Source organism: Consotaella salsifontis (assembly GCF_900167365.1).
GTDB classification, from domain to species: domain Bacteria; phylum Pseudomonadota; class Alphaproteobacteria; order Rhizobiales; family Rhizobiaceae; genus Consotaella; species Consotaella salsifontis.
In genome coordinates, this window is the sequence record NZ_FUXL01000018.1 from 50,781 (window position 1) to 69,910 (window position 19,130).

Below are 19,130 nucleotides of genomic sequence, written 5' to 3' on the forward strand. Positions count from 1 at the left end.
CCACAAATTGTCTAACGCCGCGCAGGACGAAAGACAAATAACTCAAGCCTCACTCTTCAACGCCACGTGAGTGATTGGCGACCGCAACGCAGGGCGATCCTCTTTGCAAAAACTCTATGCGCAAGATCACGTTTCCTCCCAGAACCGCGCTCCGATGATGGAGCTTTGCTCATTTATCCGCGCTACGCAACCGCAACTTTCGCGGAAAATGATCAGAAATGCGAACTTTTGCAAAAAGCCGATTGACCGGCTGGAGACGCAGACGATAGCATGTGGCCATGCTTAAGGAAGATCGCCTTAAAAGTATTCTAAAGTATATAGAAGGGAAAACCGCGGCATCCTACCGTGAGCTTTCAGCGATCGTTGACGTTTCGAGCGCCACCTTGCGCCGCGACGTGGAGGATCTTGACAGGCAGGGGCTTCTGCGCCGGGTGCGCGGGGGCGTCGCGCCGCTCGACACGGTGGAGCGCCAGCCGCTGCCATCCTACTTTTTCAGCGAGGAAGAAGCACGCCATGCCGATGCCAAGGACGCCATCGCCTCGGCCGCGCTGTCGCTTTGCCATGTGCCGGACACGCTCATTCTCTTTGGCGGCACGACGGTGGCCCGCTTCGCTGAACACCTGCCGCGCGCCGGGCTGACGGTGCTGACGAATTCGCTGCCGGTGGTCAATCATCTGACGGCGCACACGGACAACCGCACCTTCATGACCGGCGGTCAGGTCTTCGGCCAGTCGGGCATCGTTCTTTCCCCGTTCGAGGCCGACTCGATGCGGCAGGTGGCGGCGAGCACGTTCTTCATCGGCTGCCATGCCGTGAGCACGGCGGGCATCCTGGAGGAGGACCCGATGCCGATCCAGGTGTTCAACGCGTTGCGCCGGCAGGCCGAACGGCTGGTGGTTCTCGCGGACAGCTCGAAATTTCTCGCGGGGCGAAGCCTGGTGCTGTGCCCGCTGAAGGCGGTCGACGTGTTCGTGACGGACGACGGCATCTCCGAGCGCAGCCACCAGATGCTGGTGGACGAGGGGGTCACGGTTCTGGTCGCGCCGACCGGCCGCGTTTCATCGAGCAGGGATGCGTCTCGCGCGGGAGACAACGGAGGAGAGGCCGCCGGCGGCCGCCGGGAGGCGGGGATCGTCAGGGGTGGCGGCGTTTTGGAGGCATCATGACGGACAATTATCAAGGTATCCGGGAAGAGATGATCGCGACCTGCCGGCGGATGAACGCGGCGGGGCTCAACACGGGATCGTCGGGAAATCTCAGCGTGCGCATCGACGGCGGGCTGCTGATCACGCCCTCGGGCATCCCCTACGACGTCATGAGGCCCGAGCAGATCGTCGAGATGGACGAAGACGGGCGCTATTACGGCGACTTCATCCCGTCGTCGGAGTGGCGCTTCCACTACGACATTCAGAAGGCGCGACCCGACATCAAGGTGGTGCTCCACAGCCACGCGGTCCATTGCGCGATCCTGGCCTGCTGCCGGATGGATATTCCGCCGATCCACTACATGGTCGGCGTTGGCGGCGGTTCGGTCGTCCGGTGTTCGGGCTATGCGCCGTTCGGCACCCAGGCGCTTTCCAATGAAGCCCTGAAAGCTCTCGGCCCTCGCAACGCGTGCCTGCTCGGCAACCACGGCGTCATCGCCCTGGGCCAAACGATGACGCAGGCGTTCGGTGTGCTCGAGGAGGTCGAGAACCTCGCGCGCATCTATATCGGAACGCGCACCCTCGGCGCCGGCGTGCTCCTGAGCGATGCCGACATGGACGTGGTTCTTCAGCGCTTCAAGACATACGGCAAGCAGGCGGGGGAGATCGATCCGTCGATCGCCGAGCGGGTGGAGCCGCCGGCCCATGGCGGTGCGTCGCGGAGGTGAAGGCTGAACGCCTGAGCCGGACTTAAAGGGGATCATCGGGGAGGAAACGATGAACAAAGTTTTCGCGGGGGATCTGCCGAAGGTCGGCATCCGCCCGACCATCGACGGACGCCGCCAGGGCGTGCGCGAAAGTCTGGAAGAGCAGACGATGGGCATGGCGCGGGCCGTGGCCGCGCTGATCTCTGAGACGCTGCGTCATCCCGATGGCCGGGCGGTGGAATGCGTCATTGCCGACACCACGATCGGCGGCGTGAGCGAGGCGGCGGCCTGCGCCGAGAAATTCCGTCGCGACAATGTCGGCGTGTCGCTGACCGTCACACCGTGCTGGTGCTACGGTTCCGAGACGATGGACATGGACCCGATGCTGCCGAAGGCGGTGTGGGGGTTCAACGGCACGGAGCGTCCGGGCGCGGTCTATCTCGCTGCCGTTTTGTCCGCCTATGCGCAGAAGGGGTTGCCCGCTTTCGGCATCTATGGCGGCGAGGTTCAGGACGCGGGGGATCGTTCGATCCCCGACGATGTCGCGGAAAAGATCCTGCGTTTTGCGCGGGCGGGGCTGGCCGTCGCCACCATGCGCGGCAAGGCGTATCTCGCCATCGGCGGCACGTCGATGGGCATCGCCGGCTCGATGGTCGACCCGGACTTCCTCCAAAAATATCTCGGCATGCGCTCCGAGAGCGTCGACATGAGCGAACTTCAGCGCCGCCTCCAGCTTTTGCTGTTCGATCCGGACGAATACGAGAAGGCGCTCGCCTGGACCAAGGCGAACTGCAAGGAGGGGCGGGACGTCAACGCGCCGGAGAAGCGCTCCAGCCCCGAACGGAAGGCGGAGGAGTGGGAGACCAGCGTGAAGATGACGCTGATCGCCAGGGACCTTATGGTCGGCAATCCGCGCCTCGCCGAGCTCGGATGGGCGGAGGAGGCGGAGGGCCATCACGCTATCGCTAGCGGCTTCCAGGGGCAGCGCCAGTGGACGGACTTCATGCCCAATGGCGACTTCATGGAGACGATCCTCAACACCTCGTTCGACTGGAACGGGCCGCGCCAGCCGCTGATCATGGCCACGGAGAACGACTGTCTCAACGGGTTGGGAATGCTCTTCGGCAACCTCCTCACCGGCACGGCGCAGATCTTTTCCGATGTCCGCACCTATTGGAGCGCGGAGTCGATCGAGCGTGTCAGCGGGTGGAAGCCCGAGGGCGCGGCGGCCGGCGGCATCATCCATCTGATCAACTCCGGTGCCACCTGTCTCGATGGTTCCGGCGAAATGATGGTGGACGGCAAGCCGGCAATGAAGCCGTTCTGGGACGTCACGGAAGAGGATCAGAGGCGCTGTCTGGAGGCGACGCGGTTCTGCGCCGCCAATCTCGGCTACTTCCGTGGCGGCGGCTTCTCCACCGACTTCACAACGCGCGGCGGCATGCCGGTGACGATGATCCGTCTCAACCTCGTCGACCGCCTGGGGCCGGTACTCCAGATCGCCGAGGGCGAGACGGTGGCGCTGCCGGAAGAGGTGCATGACACGCTGGACCTGCGCACCGATCCAAGCTGGCCGACCACCTGGTTCGCGCCGCGCCTGACCGGGGAGGGGCCGTTCCGCTCGGTCTATTCGGTGATGGATGCGTGGGGCGCCAATCACGGCGCCATCTCCTACGGCCACAACGGCGCCGAGATCATCACTCTGGCCGCCATGCTGCGCATCCCCGTCGCGATGCACAACGTCGCGCCGGAACGCATCTTCCGTCCGCGCGCGTGGGGCCTTTTCGGCTCCGAGCCGGAGGGCGCTGATTTCCGCGCCTGCGCCGCCTTCGGGCCGCTTTATCGTTGAGCCATGGGACCATTCGCCGCCCGCAGGGAGAACGGGCGGCGACCTTCTGACACCGCCTGGGGAGGGGCAGAGCAATGACGACGACGCGCTGCGTGGCGATGGATCTGGGCTCGAGCAGCGGCCGGGCGATCGTGGCGAACTATGACGGCGATCGGCTGACCCTGACGGAGGTTCACCGCTTCGACAACCGGCCATATCCCGACGCCGAAACCGGCTATCAAATATGGAACCTCGACGCGGTCGAAGCGGGCATGCGCGAGGGCCTCGAAAAGGCTCGCGCCTCGGGTCCGGTCGACAGCGTCGGCGTCTGCACCTGGGGCGTGGACTTCGCGCTTCTAGATGCCGAGCTGCGTCGCATCGGCCCGGCGGTGAGCTACCGCGATCACCGCACCGACACCATCATGGACCGCGTGTTCGAAAAGATGCCGGCCGACGAGATCTACCGGCGCACCGGCATTCACTTCCAGACCTACAACACGCTTTATCAGCTCGCCGCCACGCAGCGCGACCATCCCGAATGGCTCGAGGCCGCGCGTCATCTTCTCCTGATGCCGGACTATTTTCACTACCGGCTCAGCGGCGAGTTGAGCAACGAATACACGATCGCGACCACCACGCAGCTGCTCGACCTCGAAAGCCGCGATTGGGACCCGGCTCTCCTTGCTCTTTGTGGCGTGCGGCCGGGCCTCATGAAGACGCCGGTGCCGGCTGGCACGCGCATCGGATGGCATCGGCCGGACGACGGCGGTGATCCTATCCCCGTGATCGCGCCCGGCGGGCACGACACGGCATCCGCCGTGGCCGCGGCGCCGCTCGGCGGGGCGGATGAAGCCTTCATCTCTTCCGGCACGTGGTCGCTGATGGGAGTGGAAAGCGCGAGGCCCTTCGCCGACGAGACGGCGCGTCGGCTCAATTTCGGCAACGAGGGCGGTGTAGCCGGGCGATACCGCGTTCTCAAGAATCTGATGGGGCTTTGGATCATCCAGCGCCTGCGGGAGGAATTGGGCGTTGCCTCCTTCGGCAATCTCGTCGCCGCGGCCGCGGCGGCGGAAGGCTGGCGCACCCTCATCAATCCCGACGATCGCCGTTTTCTCAATCCGCCATCGATGATGGAAGCGATCACCGGTTTCTGCGCGGAACACGGGGAGCCGGTGCCGGAGGGCGTCGGTGATTTCGCGCGCTGCGTCTTCGACAGTCTCGCGCTCGACTATCGGCGGGTCAAGAACGAGCTGGAGGAGCTGAGGGGGCGGCCGATCAAGGCCATCCGCATCATCGGCGGCGGCAGCAAGAACATGCTGCTCAACCAGCTCGCGGCGGACGCGTGTCAGGTGGCGGTCAGCGCCGGTCCTGTGGAGACGTCCTCGTTGGGCAACGCCTGCGTGCAGATGATGGCGCTCGGCCGCTTCGCCTCGCTCGAGGAGATACGAGCCGTAGTCCGGTGTTCGTTCGAAGTGACGGATTACGCGCCTCGGCAAACGGTGCCGGCAGACGTCTGGCAGCGCTTCGTCGCGCTCTCGCGGCACAAACGCGCGGTTGTGTAGAACCTGCCAAGCAAGTCTCGGGAGCGCTCTAAAGGCAATGTCACGCCTGAAGAATAGCAGTATCGTCCAGCTTTGCAGCCGGTTTAACCCTTCCGGAATGGGCATGATAGGGATACCGTTCATGCAATTGGCAAGCTCACAAAAAGCTCGAGTGGCTGAGCGCCAGAGGGAGGTTCATCGCTATGCCGTCAGCAGTCGACAGCTATGTCGTCGGGCTCGATTTCGGCACGGACAGCGTCCGGGCCGTGTTGATGCGGGTCGATACGGGCGAAGAGGTTAGGACTTCAGTCGAGGCCTATGAACGATGGGCTCGCGGTGAGTGGTGCGAGCCGACGCGCCAGCAGTTTCGCCAACACCCGCTTGACCACGCCGAGGCGATGACGCGGGCAGTGCGCGCCTTGTTCAAGGGCGACCGTCGCCTGGCCGAAAAGGTGGTCGGTATTGGTGTCGACACGACAGGATCGTCACCGTTGCCGGTAGACGCCGCGGGCCAGCCGCTCGCCTTTTCGCCAGAGTTTGCGAACGACCCGGATGCCCTCTGCATTCTCTGGAAGGACCACACCTCGGTGGCCGAGGCGGAAGAGATCAACGCTCTCTGCCATTCGCCCAACATGCGCGACTACACGCGCTATGTCGGCGGCATCTATTCGTCCGAATGGTTCTGGGCGAAGATCCTTCATACCTATCGACGCAATCCCAGGGTTCAAGCGGCTGCTGCCTCTTGGGTCGAGTTCTGCGATTGGATTCCGGCGCTGCTCACCGGCGTTTCGCGGGCTGAGGATATCGTTCGCGGTGTGTGCGCGGCCGGCCACAAGGCCCTCTGGAATCCGGACTTCGGCGGCTTGCCGCCGAAGGAGTTCTTCGCCGCGCTGGACGAGCGCCTGCTCTCGCTGCCGCATCCGCTTTTCGGCGATCCGGTGACGACCGACCATCCGGCCGGCCATCTCTCGGCGGAGTGGGCGGAGCGGCTCGGGCTGTCGGAGCGCGTGGCTGTGGCTGTTGGTGCGTTCGACTGCCACATGGGCGCGGTGGGAGGCGGCATCACGCCCTATACGTTCGCCCGCGTTGTCGGCACCTCGACCTGCGACATTCTCATGGCGCCGCCGGCCGAGGTCGGCGACACGGTCGTGCAGGGCATCTGCGGTCAGGTGCCGGGCAGCGTGCTGCCGGGCTATGTAGGCTTCGAGGCCGGCCAGTCGTCCTTCGGTGACGTCTTTGCCTGGTTTGCCCACCTTCTATCCTATGGCGCGACCTCCGACGTTGACCGCGGCGAAATCCTCAAGCGCCTCGAAGCCGAAGCCTCTGCGCTTCAGCCGGGCGCCTATGGCGAGCGGGCTCTCGATTGGCTCAACGGCCGGCGCACGCCGGACGCCGACCAGCGCCTCAGGGCGATGATCGCCGGGCTTCATCTCGGCTCGACCGCGCCTTCGATCTATCGGGCGCTGGTGGAGGCGACGGCCTTCGGCGGCCGTGCCATCGTCGATCGGTTCGAGGCCGAGGGTATCCCCGTCAAACGCGTGATGGCGCTGGGCGGCATTCCGCAGAAGTCGCCGCTGGTGATGCAGATCTCCGCCGACGTGCTCAACCGGCCGATCGCGGTGGTCGAGTCCAGCGAGTGCTGCGCGAGGGGCGCCGGCATCTTCGCGGCGGCGGCGGCGGGCGAATACCGCACCGTGCACGAGGCGCAGGCGGCGATGCAGAGCAAGATCCTCAAGGAATACCAGCCGAATCCGGAGGCCGCGGCCGCCTACGAGGCGATCTATCGCGACTATGTCGCCATGGGCGCCTTTGAGAAGGAGCGAGCAAGCGCTCATGCCAAGGCCGTCGGCGACGTGCCGAAGCGCACGGCGCGGCCGGAGATGGTCTAAAGCGGGAGAGGACGATGCTTCTCGAAGAGCTGCGCGCCGAGGTTTGCGAGGCCAATCTTGAACTTCAGCGCAAGGGGATCGTGATCCTCACCTGGGGCAATGTCAGCGCCATCGATCGGGCGAGCGGGCTCGTCGTCATTAAGCCCTCGGGCGTCGCCTATGACGACCTGACGCCGGACAAGATGGTCGTGGTCGATCTCGACAACAAGGTGGTCGAGGGGACGCTCAATCCCTCAACCGACACGGCGACCCATACGGTGCTCTACAAGGCGTTCGGGTCGATCGGCGGCGTCGCCCATACCCATTCGATGAACGCGGTAGCCTGGGCGCAGGCGCGCCGGCCGATCCCGTGTTTCGGCACCACCCATGCCGACCACTGCTTCGGCGCGGTGCCCTGCACGCCGCCGCTTTCCGAGGATCAGGTGACGAGCGCCTACGAGGCCGAAACCGGCCATCAGATCGTCCGCGAGATGGGCAATGGCGACCCGCTCGCCCGCCCGATGATGCTGGTTGCCGGCCACGGCCCCTTCACCTGGGGAAAGAGCGCCAAGGACGCGGTCGTGAACGCGGTGGTGCTGGAGGAGGTCGCCCGGATGGCGAGCGCCACGCTGGCGCTCGATCCGCGCGCGCCGGCGCTCGAGGACTACGTCCTTTCCTATCACTACCAACGCAAGCACGGTCCCGGCGCCTGGTACGGCCAGAAGGCCTGAGGCAGCCGCAAGAACGAGGGAGAGACAATGAACGCTGCAACGAAGGCCGGCCGCAAGCCGGTGATCGGGCTCCTGGGCATTATGCAGGAGCTCTACGACGCCATGCTGCCGGGGATCACGGAGCGGCAGGAGGGCTATGGGCGCCAGATCTGCGACAAGCTGTCGGGCGTTGCCGAGATGCGCTTTCCGTCGGCCGCGCGCAATCGCGACGACATCGAGCGCATCGTCCGCGGCTTCCAGGAAGAGGGCGTCGACGGCATCCTGATCGTGATGCTGACCTATGGGCCGGGCCTCAGGCTGGTCAACGCGATGCGCGACGTGTCGCTGCCGCTGATGCTGGCCAACGTCCAGCCTGAGCCGCAGGTAACGACGCGCTGGGACATGGGCGATCTCACCTATAACCAGGGCGTCCATGGCGCACAGGATACGGCCAACACCCTGAACCGACTGGGCAAGCGCTTCTCCGTCTTCTCGGGCGACTGGCAGGGCGACGAGTTCGTGGAAGCGGTCAAGACGTTCGCCTGTGCGGCGCAGGCCAAGGCGACGCTGCGCAAGGCGCGCATCGCGGTGTTCGGCCAGATGCCCGGCATGGGCGACATCCTGACGGATTCTCACGCCTTCATGCGCGTGCTCGGCGTGCAGGTCGAGCATTGGGGCATGGGCACCATCGTTTCGGCGATGGAAAAGGCGCCGGCGGAAGCGGTCGAGGCCGTCATCGCCGACTGCCGCAAGAACTTCGAGATCGATCCCATGATCACCGAACCGCAATTCCAGGAGGCGGCGAAGATCGAGGTCGGGCTGCGCACGGTTCTCGAGGAGGGCGGTTTCGATGGCTTCTCCGTCTACTTCAACCAGATCGGCTTCGACGGGCGTTTCAACCAGATCCACATGATGGCCGCCTCGAACCTGATGGCCGAGGGCTATGGCTATGCCGCGGAAGGCGACTCCACCTGCGCGGCGCTGATGGTCGCGGCGCGGGCCATCGCTCCGGATCCGCATTTCACCGAAATGTACGCCATGGACTTCGAGCGCGACGCCGTGCTCCAGAGCCACATGGGCGAGGGCAACTGGAAGGTGGCCCGCAAGGACAAGCCGGTGAAGCTGATCGACCGGCCGCTCGGCATCGGCGGCCTCGGCAACCCGCCGACGGTCCTCTTCATGGCCGAACCCGGCCCGGCGACGCTCGTCAGCCTCGTCGCCCTGGTGGGCGAGAAGTATCGTCTCGTCGTCTCCCAGGGGACGATCCTCGACACGGAAGAGCTGCCGACGGTCGAGATGCCCTACTTCTTCTTCAAGCCCGACACGGGCGTGACCACCTGCCTTGATGGCTGGCTCAAGAACGGCGGCACGCACCACCAAGTGCTCCATCTCGGCGACGTGCGCGCGCGCTGGAAGGCGTTCTGCGACTTCACCGGTATCGAATACGTCGAGGTCTGATCCTCCCGGCGGCCGGCGATCTTGTCGCCGGCTGTCGTTCCCTTGCCTTCAGCACGCCAGACGGCGGGCCGAGCAGCGGCTCACGACCCATCTCCTCCCGCGGTCGTGAGCCGCTTTCTTTTTTTTCAGGGACGGAACGCGGTTTCCGATGGAACCGATCTGTCATCGCGACAGGTGAGAGCAGGCGATGATCGCTCTGGAGAGATCCTCCCGGTAACGCTGCTCCAGGGTGAAGTCCGCTTGCAGCTTGAGCCGCGTGACGAGCGAAGGCACGGTGCCGTAGGGTACGCCTGCATCTCGCAGCTTCAGGAAGATCCGATAGCGGTGGCTATGCAGCCTGTCGGCTGCGGCCACCATCCGGGAAGCCTGTGGCGCTTGCGTCAGAAGGAATGCCTTGGGCGGTATGTAGATCGGGCCGGAAAAGTCCAGGTCCCGCTCTGGCTCCTCGACGAAAATCGAATAAGGCTTCCTGTCTCCGGGATATTTTCCTGAAATATCGAGCAGGCTTCCGTCTGGGCGGCGCCAGACGCAGTGATGAACCGCCTGGATCAGGATGCTCGGCCAAAGGAGGATTTGCCAGCCAGTGACCGGGCTTCCTCCCTTGCGGGCGACAACCGACTGGACATTGCTGTAACACTTACCGAATGGATGGCTCGGCTCAGACTCGATCCGTTTGAAGACGCCGACATCGAAGGTGGCCTCGGCCTCCCTGCGTCGACGATGGGACAGAGGCAGGGAGACGAAAGGAATCGCAAATTTGTGCGGGCGGTTGCCGCCGCGCGCCTCTGTTTCAGGGGATTTTTTAAGCACGTCACTACTGCCAGGGGGGATACATCAACTCGCCGCGATGCGCGGACGATGATGATTCCGCACTGCAACATGGCTATAAGTGGCGGTCGATCTTCATGTTTGGAAATGGCATTTTCTCATCAAGTCCATGAACGCTATTCATTTTAGGTCCCTTGATCTCAACCTTCTCCGCTTGTTCGTCGCGCTCTGGGATGAGCGCCATGCCACTCGCGCGGCCTCTCGCCTGGGGTTGACGCAGTCAGCCGTCAGCCATGCTCTCGCCCGTCTGCGGGAAGCGTTGGATGATCCGCTGTTTGTTCGGGAGAAGCGGAGCCTGGTGCCCACGGCACGGGCCCGCGAGATCGCGCCCGCGATCAGGCGGACGCTCGAGACGCTCGAGGTCATTCTCGCGCCATCCGCTTTCGACGCGGCAACAAGCGACCGCCAGTTCACCGTGGCGGCTGGAAGCTATGCCTGTCAGGTCATCCTGCCCGGCCTTTTCCGTCTGATCAGCGCGGAGGCCCCGGGCATACGGCTCAGGATTGTTCGCCCTGATGCCGAAACCGCGCGTGATCTCGAGCTCGGCTATATTGACGCGGCGATTTTCCCTGCGCAGGCGCTATCGGCGCGTTTCGTCAGTCATGAACTCTTCACGGAAAGCGCTGTCTGGGCGGTTCGCGCCGGTCATCCGGCCGCCGAGGGCGGGCTTTCCGCTGCGAAGCTGTCGACCATTCCGCTGGTGGCCGTGACGGGAGCGAGCCCATGGACGCACGAGCAAACCGATGATCGTTGGCCGGAAGACTTCCCGCGACCACACTGGATCGAGGATTATTTCGCGGGCGTCTCGGCGGGCAGGCCTGCCGCGATCGTGCCGGGCGATCACGCGGCGATCCTGATCGTGTTGTCTGCCGATTACGCCGCGCTGTTGCCGCGACGCTTTGCGATGGCGGCTTGGCTGCGGCCCCGACTGGCCCTCTTTGAGCCGGTCGATCCGCCCAAGCCGATCACTGTTTCGGCCATCACATCGGCGGCGAATGCGGAGAACCCTGCCGTCCAGTGGCTGTTGCAAAGCATGAAGCGCGCGGCCTCGGATGCCGTCGCGCAGTGCGACGGCATGATAAGGCCGTAACGCTGTCTCCGGCATCGGCGCCATTACGGGCGGTGTTATTCTGACAAGCGCTCGCGCGTCGAGCCGCAGGGGCGGGGGCGGATAGAGAGCGCGCGACGCCGCGCCCTCTATCCCAGATTTTCTTCCCCGAGTCTCGGCGAACGATCCGCTCCCTCCGTTTGGGCGAATCAATCGCCTTTGGAAGCCTCGTAGCGGGCGCGCGTTTCCTCGTTCATGGGATAGAGGCCGGGCAGCGGCACACCGCGGCCGATTTCCTCCATGATCCACGCTTCCATGCGCTCCTGTTCGGGCGCTGTCGCCACGACCTTGTCGACAAACGCGGCGGGAATGACGATCGCCCCGTCGTCATCGGCGACGATCATGTCGCCGGGGAAAACCGCGACGCCGCCGCAGCCGATCGGCTGTTGCCAGTCGACGAAAGTGAGGCCGGCGACGGAGGGCGGCGCGGCGTTGCCCTGGGCCCATACGGGCAAGTCCGTGTCGAGAACGCCGCGAATGTCCCGGACGACGCCGTCCGTCACGAGCGCCGCTCCCTTGCGCTGAACGATGCGGGCGCAAAGGATGTCGCCAAAGATGCCGGCGTCGGTGATGCCGCGCGCGTCGGCGACGACGACCGCCCCTTCCGGCATGGCCTCGATGGCCGCGCGCGTCGATTTCGGCGACGCCCATGATGCCGGTGTCGCCAAATCCTCGCGCGCGGGCACGAAGCTCATGGTGAACGCCCGCCCGACGATCCTCTCGCCGCTGAAGCAGACGGGCAGAGCGCCGCGCATCCACACGTTTCGCAGCCCTTCCTTGAGAAGCACCGTGGTGATGGTTGCCGTCGAGACCTGCCGTAGCGTCTCGATGATTTCGGCCTCGTTGGTTTGGTCCATCGGATACTCCTCGATTGGGGGTGATCGGTTGGCTCCGGCATCGTCGCGATGCGAGGAGCTGTCAATAGCCGGTCAGGGTGCTGAGGCGATGAGTGATCGCGCCGGGAGCGTCCGACGCTATCGAAGGCGGTTCTCCTCGAATGTCCACGCAGCCGACGCGTGGCCAGGTGCATTGCTTTCGCCGTCCAGTGCCCGACATTGCGAAGAGACCCAGGAGGAAAGCGATGAACGAAATCGGGCACTTCATCGACGGAGAGAAGGTCGCCGGCCGCAGCGGGCGCTTCTCTGACGTCTTCAATCCGGCGACAGGCGAGGTTTCCTCGCGGCTCGCGCTCGCTTCTCTCGACGAGCTTCAGAGGGCGGTGGAGGCCGCCAGGCGCGCGCAGCCGGCATGGGCGGCTACCAATCCGCAGCGCCGCGCCCGCGTTTTCGCCCGTTTCGTCCAGCTTCTCAACGATCACATGCAGGACCTCGCCGAGCTCATGAGCTTCGAGCATGGCAAGACGGTCGACGATTCGAAGGGCGACATCCAGCGCGGCCTTGAGGTCTGCGAGTTCGTCACCGGCATCGCCCATCTCCAAAAGGGCGAGTTCACGGAAGGGGCAGGCCCCGGCATCGACATCTATTCCGCGCGGGCGCCTGTGGGCATCGGCGCCGGCATCACGCCGTTCAACTTTCCGGCCATGATCCCGATGTGGATGTTCGCCCCGGCCATCGCCTGCGGCAATGCCTTCATCCTGAAGCCGTCGGAGCGCGATCCCTCCGTTCCGATGCGTCTCGCCGAGATGATGATGGAGGCGGGGTTGCCAAAGGGCGTTCTCCAGGTGGTGAACGGCGACAAGGAGGTGGTGGATGCCATGATCGACCATTCCGACATTGCCGCGATCTCTTTCGTCGGGTCCACGCCGATCGCCGCGCATGTCTATGCCGAGGCCGCCTCGCGCGGAAAACGCGCCCAATGCTTCGGCGGCGCCAAGAATCACATGATCGTCATGCCTGACGCGGACATGGATCAGGCGGCAAATGCTCTCATCGGTGCCGGGTATGGCTCTGCGGGAGAGCGGTGCATGGCAATTTCCGTCGCCGTACCGGTCGGCGAGGGGACGGCCGAGGCGCTCCTCGACAAGCTGGTGCCGAAGATCGAGTCGCTGAAGGTTGGTCCCTACACCGATGCTGCGTCGGACTTCGGCCCGCTGGTGACGCGGCAGGCGCGGGAGCGCGTCCTCGGTCTTATCGGCAAGGGCATCGAGGAGGGCGCCAAGCTGGTGGTGGATGGGCGCGCCTATCGCCTTCAGGGCTACGAGGACGGCTTTTTCGTCGGCCCCTGCCTATTTGACCACGTGACGCCCGACATGGAGATCTATCGTCAGGAGATTTTCGGCCCGGTGCTCTCCGTCGTCCGCGCCAGCGACTACGAGCGCGCGCTGGCGCTGGCGAGCGACCATGAATACGGCAATGGCGTCGCCATCTACACGCGCGACGGCGACACCGCGCGGGATTTTGCCGCCCGCGTCGAGGTCGGAATGGTGGGAATCAACGTGCCGATCCCGGTGCCCTTGTCCTACTATACGTTCGGGGGCTGGAAGCGCTCGGCCTTCGGCGATCTCAACCAGTACGGGCCGGATTCGATCAGGTTCTGGACACGTACCAAGACGGTAACTGCGCGGTGGCCCTCGGGCATCAAGGAGGGGGCGGTGTTCTCGATGCCGGTGATGGGATGAGCCGGCCTCAGGGTTCTTGGTCCTTGCCGGTGAGCGTACCCGCGATGGCCCTTCGGCTTCGCTCGAGAAGCTGTGGCGCTCCTCGTTTCCTCGCGCCGGACGGTCTCCGGCGCGGTGTTGGCGTTCGGGTCGGCCGATGGGCCGCCGCACTCCCGGCTAGCCAGGAGCGGATACCGGTTGCGATCACGCCATTCCGAGCGCCTGCATGTAGAGGTCGAGGATCGCCTCTTCCTCCTGTCGCTCGTTGGCGTCCTTCTTGCGCAGCGAAACGATCCTGCGCATCGCCTTGGTGTCGTAGCCGCGCGATTTGGCCTCGCCATAGACGTCCTTGATGTCGTCGGCGATGGTTTTCTTCTCTTCCTCGAGCCGCTCGATCCGCTCGATGAATTGCTTCAGCTCATCGGCGGCGACAGTGCTCTCCGGCCCAGCGTCGTTCATGTCAGGTCCTCATCAGTCATCTGTGGCAAGCGCGGCGTTCGCCACGGCCCTCGGGTTCGGGCCGCGCCCGCCCTGAACGGCGGTCGCTGCTTTTGCGATTCGCATGCTCGCCCGCGCAAGTAGCAGAAATCCGCCGCCCATTGAAAGCGCCGGAAGAACGCCATTCTTATTCGCTAGGCGGATGGCAATGCCTGCACGGAAGTCGTGCTATGCGACGGCCGTCGTTGACAATTCAAATGCTCCGTTCGATTACCGGCCGTCCGGCTGACACCATGATTTGAGGGTCTTCCCATGCTCGTCCGAATGTTGCGGCCGCACGGCAGAGCACTCGGCATCTGCGCTGCCATCGTCTTCGGTGCCGTCGCCAGCCTTACGCTCACCGCGCGTTCCGCCTTTGCCGACTTCAGAGTCTGCAATGGAACCCAGTCCCTGGTCGGAGTGGCCATCGGCTATCGTGCCGAGGCCGGATGGACCACTGAGGGATGGTGGCGTATCCCTGCGACCACCTGCAAGTCGATCATAGAAGGCGAGCTGTCTTCGCGTTATTACTATCTTTACGCAGAAGATGCGGAAGGCCGCGGCCGCTGGGCCGGCAATGTCGACATGTGCATTGCAGAAAACGAATTTAAGATAGTCGGCGTAAAAGATTGCTTCGCCCGCGGTTTCCAAGAGATCGGTTTCCGCGAATACGATACCGGAGAACAGGGCAGCTGGATGGTACAGTTGACCGAGGCTCCGCGTGAAGGAACCGGAACTCCATGAGAAGAACTCGTCGCGTTAAGATCCTCGCAACCCTCGGTCCTGCTTCGTCCGAAGAGCCGATGATCCGCAAGCTGCACGAGGCTGGCGCGGACGTTTTCCGCATCAATATGAGCCATGCCAGCCATGACCTGATGCGCACCCTCGTGCGGCGCATCCGCAACGTCGAAGCCGAGATTGGCCGGCCGATCGGCATTCTCGCCGATCTTCAGGGGCCGAAGCTGCGCGTCGGTGCATTTGCCGATTCATCCGTCGATCTGGAGGTGGGCCAGGAATTCACCCTGGACGACAATCCGGCGCCGGGCGACAACACGCGTGTTAATCTGCCTCATCCCGAAATCCTCGAGGCGGTTCAGGCAGGGCACCGGCTGCTGATCGACGACGGGCGGCTTCAGCTGCTGGCCATCGAAGCGGATGACCATCATGTTCGCTGCCGCGTCACGGCCGGCAACAAGATTTCGAACCGCAAGGGCGTCAGCCTGCCGGATACGATCCTCAAGAGTGGTCCGCTGACCCCCAAGGACCGCGCCGACATCGACGCGCTGCTCACCGAGGAAATCGACTGGCTGGCGCTGTCCTTCGTGCAGCGGCCGGAAGATCTGGTCGAGGTCCGCAAGATCGTTCAGGGCAAGTTCCCGATCCTTTCCAAGATCGAGAAGCCGCAGGCGGTGCGCCATCTCGACGAGATCATCTCCATGTCCGACGCCATCATGGTGGCGCGCGGCGATCTTGGCGTGGAAATGCCGGTGGAGGATGTGCCTGGCATCCAGAAGCGCATCACCCGCGCGGCGCGGCGCGCCGGCAAGCCGGTCGTGGTCGCGACGCAGATGCTGGAGTCGATGATCTCCGCCCCGGTGCCGACCCGCGCCGAGGTGTCGGACGTGTCGACCGCGGTCTACGAGGGCGCGGACGCCGTCATGCTGTCGGCCGAATCCGCCGCCGGCCAGTATCCGGTGGAGGCCGTCGCCATGATGGACGCCATCGCCAAGAAGATCGAGCGCGACCCGCTCTATCCGGGCATCGTCTTCGCCCAGCGGCCGGCGCCGCTCGCGACGGAGGCCGACGCCATTTCCCTGGCGGCGCGCGAGATTTCCGAAACGCTGATGCCGGCGGCGATCGTCACCTATACCGCGACCGGTACGACCGGGCTGCGCATGGCGCGCGAGCGCCCGCAGTTGCCGATCATCGGCATTTCGCCGGTGGTTCAGACGGCACGGCGCCTGTCGCTGGTCTGGGGCATCCACTGCGTGGTGACGGAAGACGCCCGCGATCTGGACGACATGGTTTCGCGCGCCTGCCGCATCGCCATGCAGGAGGGCTTTGCCCGTCCGGACGACCGGATTCTGGTGACGGCCGGCGTGCCCCTGCGCAAGCCGGGCGCGACCAACATGCTGCGCATCGCCCATATCGATCCGGCCGACGCGGATACGAAGTGACTATTTCGCCAGCCGCCGCCTTAGCTGGCGGCGGCTGGCGATGAACCATCAGGAGAGTGCGGCGGCGACGAGGTCGGCTTCCGCCACCTCCTCCAGAACGGCGTCGCGCGCTTCCCCGGCGATGCTCTCGCGCCCGATCTCCAGCATGATGGGGACCGCGAGGGGCGAGACCTGGGAAAGGTCCTTGTGAACGATGTGATGCTTGATGCGGGCGAGAAGGTCCGACACGCGGCGCACGTCGAGAAGGCCCGCCGCCGCATCCTGCCATGTCGCCTGAAGGAGGATGTGGTCGGGCTCGTGAACCCGCAGCACGTCATAGATGAGGTCGGCCGAGACCGTGACCTGCCGTCCGGTCTTCTCCTGGCCGGGATGATGCTTCTCGATCAGCCCCGAGATCACGGCACACTGGCGGAAGGTTCTTTTCAGCAGCCATGAATCGGCCATCCAGGCTTCGAGATCGTCGCCCAGCATATCCTCGTCGAAGAGGTCGTCGAGCGACAGGCGCCCCTGACGGATCATCAGCCCGATATCGCCGGTCCCCCAGATCGAAAGGGCGTAGTCGGTGGCGACAAAGCCGAGGGGGCGCGCCCGGGCGCGTTCCAGCCGGCGCGTCAGGAGCATGCCGAGCGTCTGGTGGGCAATCCGGCCCTCGAAAGGGTAGGCGACCATGAAGAAGCGGTTGCCGTTGGGAAACGTCTCGATCAGCAGCTCGTCGGCGCGCGGGATGATCGACTTCTTCTCCTGGATCGCAAGCCACTCGGCCACCTGGTCGGGCAGAGCGCCCCAGCGCGCTGGATCGGCCAGCATCGAGCGGACTTCGGCCGCGAGGAACGTGGTCAGCGGAAACTTGCCGCCTGCATAGGCCGGAACCTTGGGGTCATGGTCGTTGGCCTCCGTGACCAGGCACTGGTTCTCGAAAAGCGTCTCGTAGCGCAGCACCCGCCCAGCGAAAAAGAACGTATCGCCGGGAGCGAGCGATTCCACGAAGCCTTCCTCGACCTTGCCGAGGGCGGGACCGGGCCGGGCCATGGCGCTTTTTGTCTTCCGCCTGATCAGGCGGACTTCCAACATCGGTGCCTCGATGATGGTGCCGGCGTTCATCCGGTACTGCTGGGCGGCGCGCGGATGGGTGACGCGCCACGTGCCGTCCTCCGTCAACCGGATCTTGGCATAGCGCTCGTACACCTTCAGCGAATAGCCGCCTGTGGCGACGAACTCGACGATCCTGTCGAAGGTCGCGCGGTCGAGATCGCGGTAGGGCAGGGCGGTCGTCACCTCCGCGTGCAGGTCGTCGGCGCGAAAGGGCTCGGCGCAGGCCATGCCGAGCACGTGCTGGGCGAGAACGTCGAGAGAGCCTTGCGGAATGGAGGGGGAATCCTGCGCGCCCAGGTAGTTCGCATCCAGCGCCGCCTGACACTCCATGACCTCGAAGCGGTTGGCGGGCACGAGAATGGCGCGCGAGGGTTCGTCCATGCGGTGGTTGGCGCGCCCGATGCGCTGGGCGAGGCGCGAGGCGCCCTTCGGCGCGCCGACGTGGACGACGAGGTCGACGTCTCCCCAGTCGATGCCGAGATCAAGAGTCGATGTCGCGACCACCGCTCTCAGCTTGTTCTCCGCCATGGCCGCCTCGACGCGTCGGCGCTGGCCGACGTCGAGCGAGCCGTGGTGCAGGGCGATGGGGAGCGTATCCTCGTTGATTCGCCACAGGGACTGGAAGAGATTTTCGGCCTGGTTGCGCGTGTTGACGAAGAGAAGCGTCGTCTTGTGCGCCTTGATGGCCTCATAAACCTCCGGCATGGCATAGGTGCAGGCGTGGCCGCGCCAAGGAATGCGCTCCTGCGACTTCAGGATGGTGATGATCGGCTTGGCGCCGCCCGCGACCTGGATGAGGTCGGCACGGGGGGCCGCGCCGGGTGTTTGGGCGACCAGCCATTGACGCAACTCGTTGGGCTCGGCGACCGTCGCCGAAAGCCCTATGGTCTGAAGCTCGGGCCTGAGTTTCCTGAGGCGGGCCAGCCCCAGGGCCAGGAGATGGCCCCGCTTCGAGGTGACGAGCGAGTGAAGCTCGTCGAAGATCACGGTCCGCAAATCGGAGAAGAAGGTCGGTGCATCCTTGGATGCGATCAAGAGCGCCAGTTGTTCCGGCGTCGTCAGAAGGATATCGGGGGGGCGGAGCTTCTGGCGCTGGCGCTTGATCTGAGAAGTGTCGCCGGTGCGCGTCTCGATCGAGACGGGCAGGTTCATCTCCGCGACCGGTGTCGCCAGGTTGCGCTCGATATCGACCGCCAGGGCCTTGAGGGGCGAAATGTAAAGTGTGTGGACGCCGCGCGGCCGCTCACCCGGCTTGGGCCGCTGGCGGCGCGACAGGTCGACCAGGGAAGGCAGAAAGCCAGCCAGCGTCTTACCCGCGCCCGTCGGCGCGATGAGAAGTACCGAGGCACCATGCTCGACGCGCGCCAGAAGATCAATCTGATGGGGACGCGGCGCCCAGCCCTTTTTTGCGAACCAGTCGGCAAACGAGGGCGGCAAAGGGGCAGGATCGGAGGCTGGAGCAACGCGGGAAAAACTCATCGAGCAGGAAGGTAGGCGGAAGAAGCTGCCGCGCCAAGACTGCCAGTACCGGAAAAGGGGTGCGCGAGGTGCTCGTCGCGCCCATGAAGAGGAGATTCAAATTCAGCAGAGAGTCTGGCATATTTATGAACAACTAGACCCAAGGTATCGGAAAA

The 19,130-nt window shown here is 64.8% G+C and carries 15 protein-coding genes; 11 read left to right on the forward strand and 4 right to left on the reverse strand.

What is annotated here, in order from left to right; all coding sequences use genetic code 11:
• Positions 1-278: 278 nt before the first annotated feature.
• From B5D38_RS19050 to B5D38_RS19080, 7 genes are all read left to right on the forward strand, one after another.
• Entirely contained in the window at positions 279-1,166 is an 888-nt protein-coding gene (locus B5D38_RS19050) for a DeoR/GlpR family DNA-binding transcription regulator (protein ID WP_078710048.1), read from the forward strand.
• Positions 1,163-1,873: a class II aldolase/adducin family protein gene (locus B5D38_RS19055; RefSeq protein ID WP_078710049.1), complete on the forward strand. Its 711-nt coding sequence runs from the start codon at positions 1,163-1,165 to the stop codon at positions 1,871-1,873. The genes B5D38_RS19050 and B5D38_RS19055 overlap by 4 nt, the downstream gene beginning before the upstream one ends.
• 49 nt (positions 1,874-1,922) lie before the next feature.
• On the forward strand, positions 1,923-3,701 hold the full coding sequence (locus B5D38_RS19060) for an L-fucose isomerase (protein ID WP_078710050.1): 1,779 nt from the start codon (positions 1,923-1,925) through the stop codon (positions 3,699-3,701).
• A 74-nt stretch (positions 3,702-3,775) separates the two neighbouring features.
• Positions 3,776-5,242 carry a rhamnulokinase gene (rhaB, locus tag B5D38_RS19065; protein WP_078710051.1) on the forward strand — a complete coding sequence of 489 codons (1,467 nt, stop codon included), beginning with the start codon at positions 3,776-3,778 and terminating at the stop codon, positions 5,240-5,242.
• Between the two features lie 182 nt (positions 5,243-5,424).
• Positions 5,425-7,110 (forward strand): ribulokinase, encoded by a 1,686-nt coding sequence (locus B5D38_RS19070; protein WP_078710052.1) that lies wholly within the window; start codon positions 5,425-5,427, stop codon positions 7,108-7,110.
• A 14-nt stretch (positions 7,111-7,124) separates the two neighbouring features.
• The gene (gene araD / locus B5D38_RS19075) at positions 7,125-7,820 is read left to right on the forward strand and encodes an L-ribulose-5-phosphate 4-epimerase AraD (RefSeq protein ID WP_078710053.1); all 696 of its coding nucleotides are present in this window, start codon (positions 7,125-7,127) and stop codon (positions 7,818-7,820) included.
• Positions 7,821-7,847: 27 nt separating this feature from the next.
• Complete coding sequence (locus B5D38_RS19080) at positions 7,848-9,257, forward strand: L-fucose/L-arabinose isomerase family protein (RefSeq protein WP_078710054.1); 1,410 nt, start codon at positions 7,848-7,850, stop codon at positions 9,255-9,257.
• Between the two features lie 162 nt (positions 9,258-9,419).
• On the opposite strand, the gene B5D38_RS19085 is transcribed toward B5D38_RS19080, so the two are convergent.
• Entirely contained in the window at positions 9,420-10,067 is a 648-nt protein-coding gene (locus B5D38_RS19085; protein ID WP_078710055.1) for a hypothetical protein, read from the reverse strand.
• A 127-nt stretch (positions 10,068-10,194) separates the two neighbouring features.
• On the opposite strand from B5D38_RS19085, the gene B5D38_RS19090 reads away from it, so the two are divergent.
• On the forward strand, positions 10,195-11,175 hold the full coding sequence (locus tag B5D38_RS19090; protein ID WP_131829971.1) for a LysR family transcriptional regulator: 981 nt from the start codon (positions 10,195-10,197) through the stop codon (positions 11,173-11,175).
• Between the two features lie 167 nt (positions 11,176-11,342).
• Here the strand turns inward: B5D38_RS19090 and B5D38_RS19095 are convergent, their stop codons facing one another.
• Positions 11,343-12,050 carry a ribonuclease activity regulator RraA gene (locus B5D38_RS19095; RefSeq protein ID WP_078710057.1) on the reverse strand — a complete coding sequence of 236 codons (708 nt, stop codon included), beginning with the start codon at positions 12,048-12,050 and terminating at the stop codon, positions 11,343-11,345.
• 224 nt (positions 12,051-12,274) lie between these two features.
• Here B5D38_RS19095 and B5D38_RS19100 point away from each other — a divergent pair, with 224 nt between their 5' ends.
• A complete protein-coding gene (locus B5D38_RS19100; RefSeq protein ID WP_078710058.1) occupies positions 12,275-13,771 on the forward strand; it encodes a CoA-acylating methylmalonate-semialdehyde dehydrogenase in 1,497 nt (498 codons plus the stop codon).
• A 183-nt stretch (positions 13,772-13,954) separates the two neighbouring features.
• Here the strand turns inward: B5D38_RS19100 and B5D38_RS19105 are convergent, their stop codons facing one another.
• Positions 13,955-14,209: a DUF2312 domain-containing protein gene (locus B5D38_RS19105; protein ID WP_078710059.1), complete on the reverse strand. Its 255-nt coding sequence runs from the start codon at positions 14,207-14,209 to the stop codon at positions 13,955-13,957.
• A gap of 291 nt (positions 14,210-14,500) precedes the next feature.
• Here B5D38_RS19105 and B5D38_RS19110 point away from each other — a divergent pair, with 291 nt between their 5' ends.
• Both B5D38_RS19110 and pyk read left to right on the forward strand, forming a co-directional pair.
• Positions 14,501-14,971: a DUF1036 domain-containing protein gene (locus B5D38_RS19110; RefSeq protein WP_078710060.1), complete on the forward strand. Its 471-nt coding sequence runs from the start codon at positions 14,501-14,503 to the stop codon at positions 14,969-14,971.
• Entirely contained in the window at positions 14,968-16,404 is a 1,437-nt protein-coding gene (gene pyk / locus B5D38_RS19115) for a pyruvate kinase (protein ID WP_078710061.1), read from the forward strand. Before B5D38_RS19110 ends, pyk begins: the two co-directional genes overlap by 4 nt.
• Before the next feature lie 48 nt (positions 16,405-16,452).
• Here pyk and B5D38_RS19120 read toward each other — a convergent pair whose 3' ends face one another.
• Positions 16,453-18,975 (reverse strand): ligase-associated DNA damage response DEXH box helicase, encoded by a 2,523-nt coding sequence (locus B5D38_RS19120; RefSeq protein WP_078710062.1) that lies wholly within the window; start codon positions 18,973-18,975, stop codon positions 16,453-16,455.
• Positions 18,976-19,130: the final 155 nt, after the last annotated feature.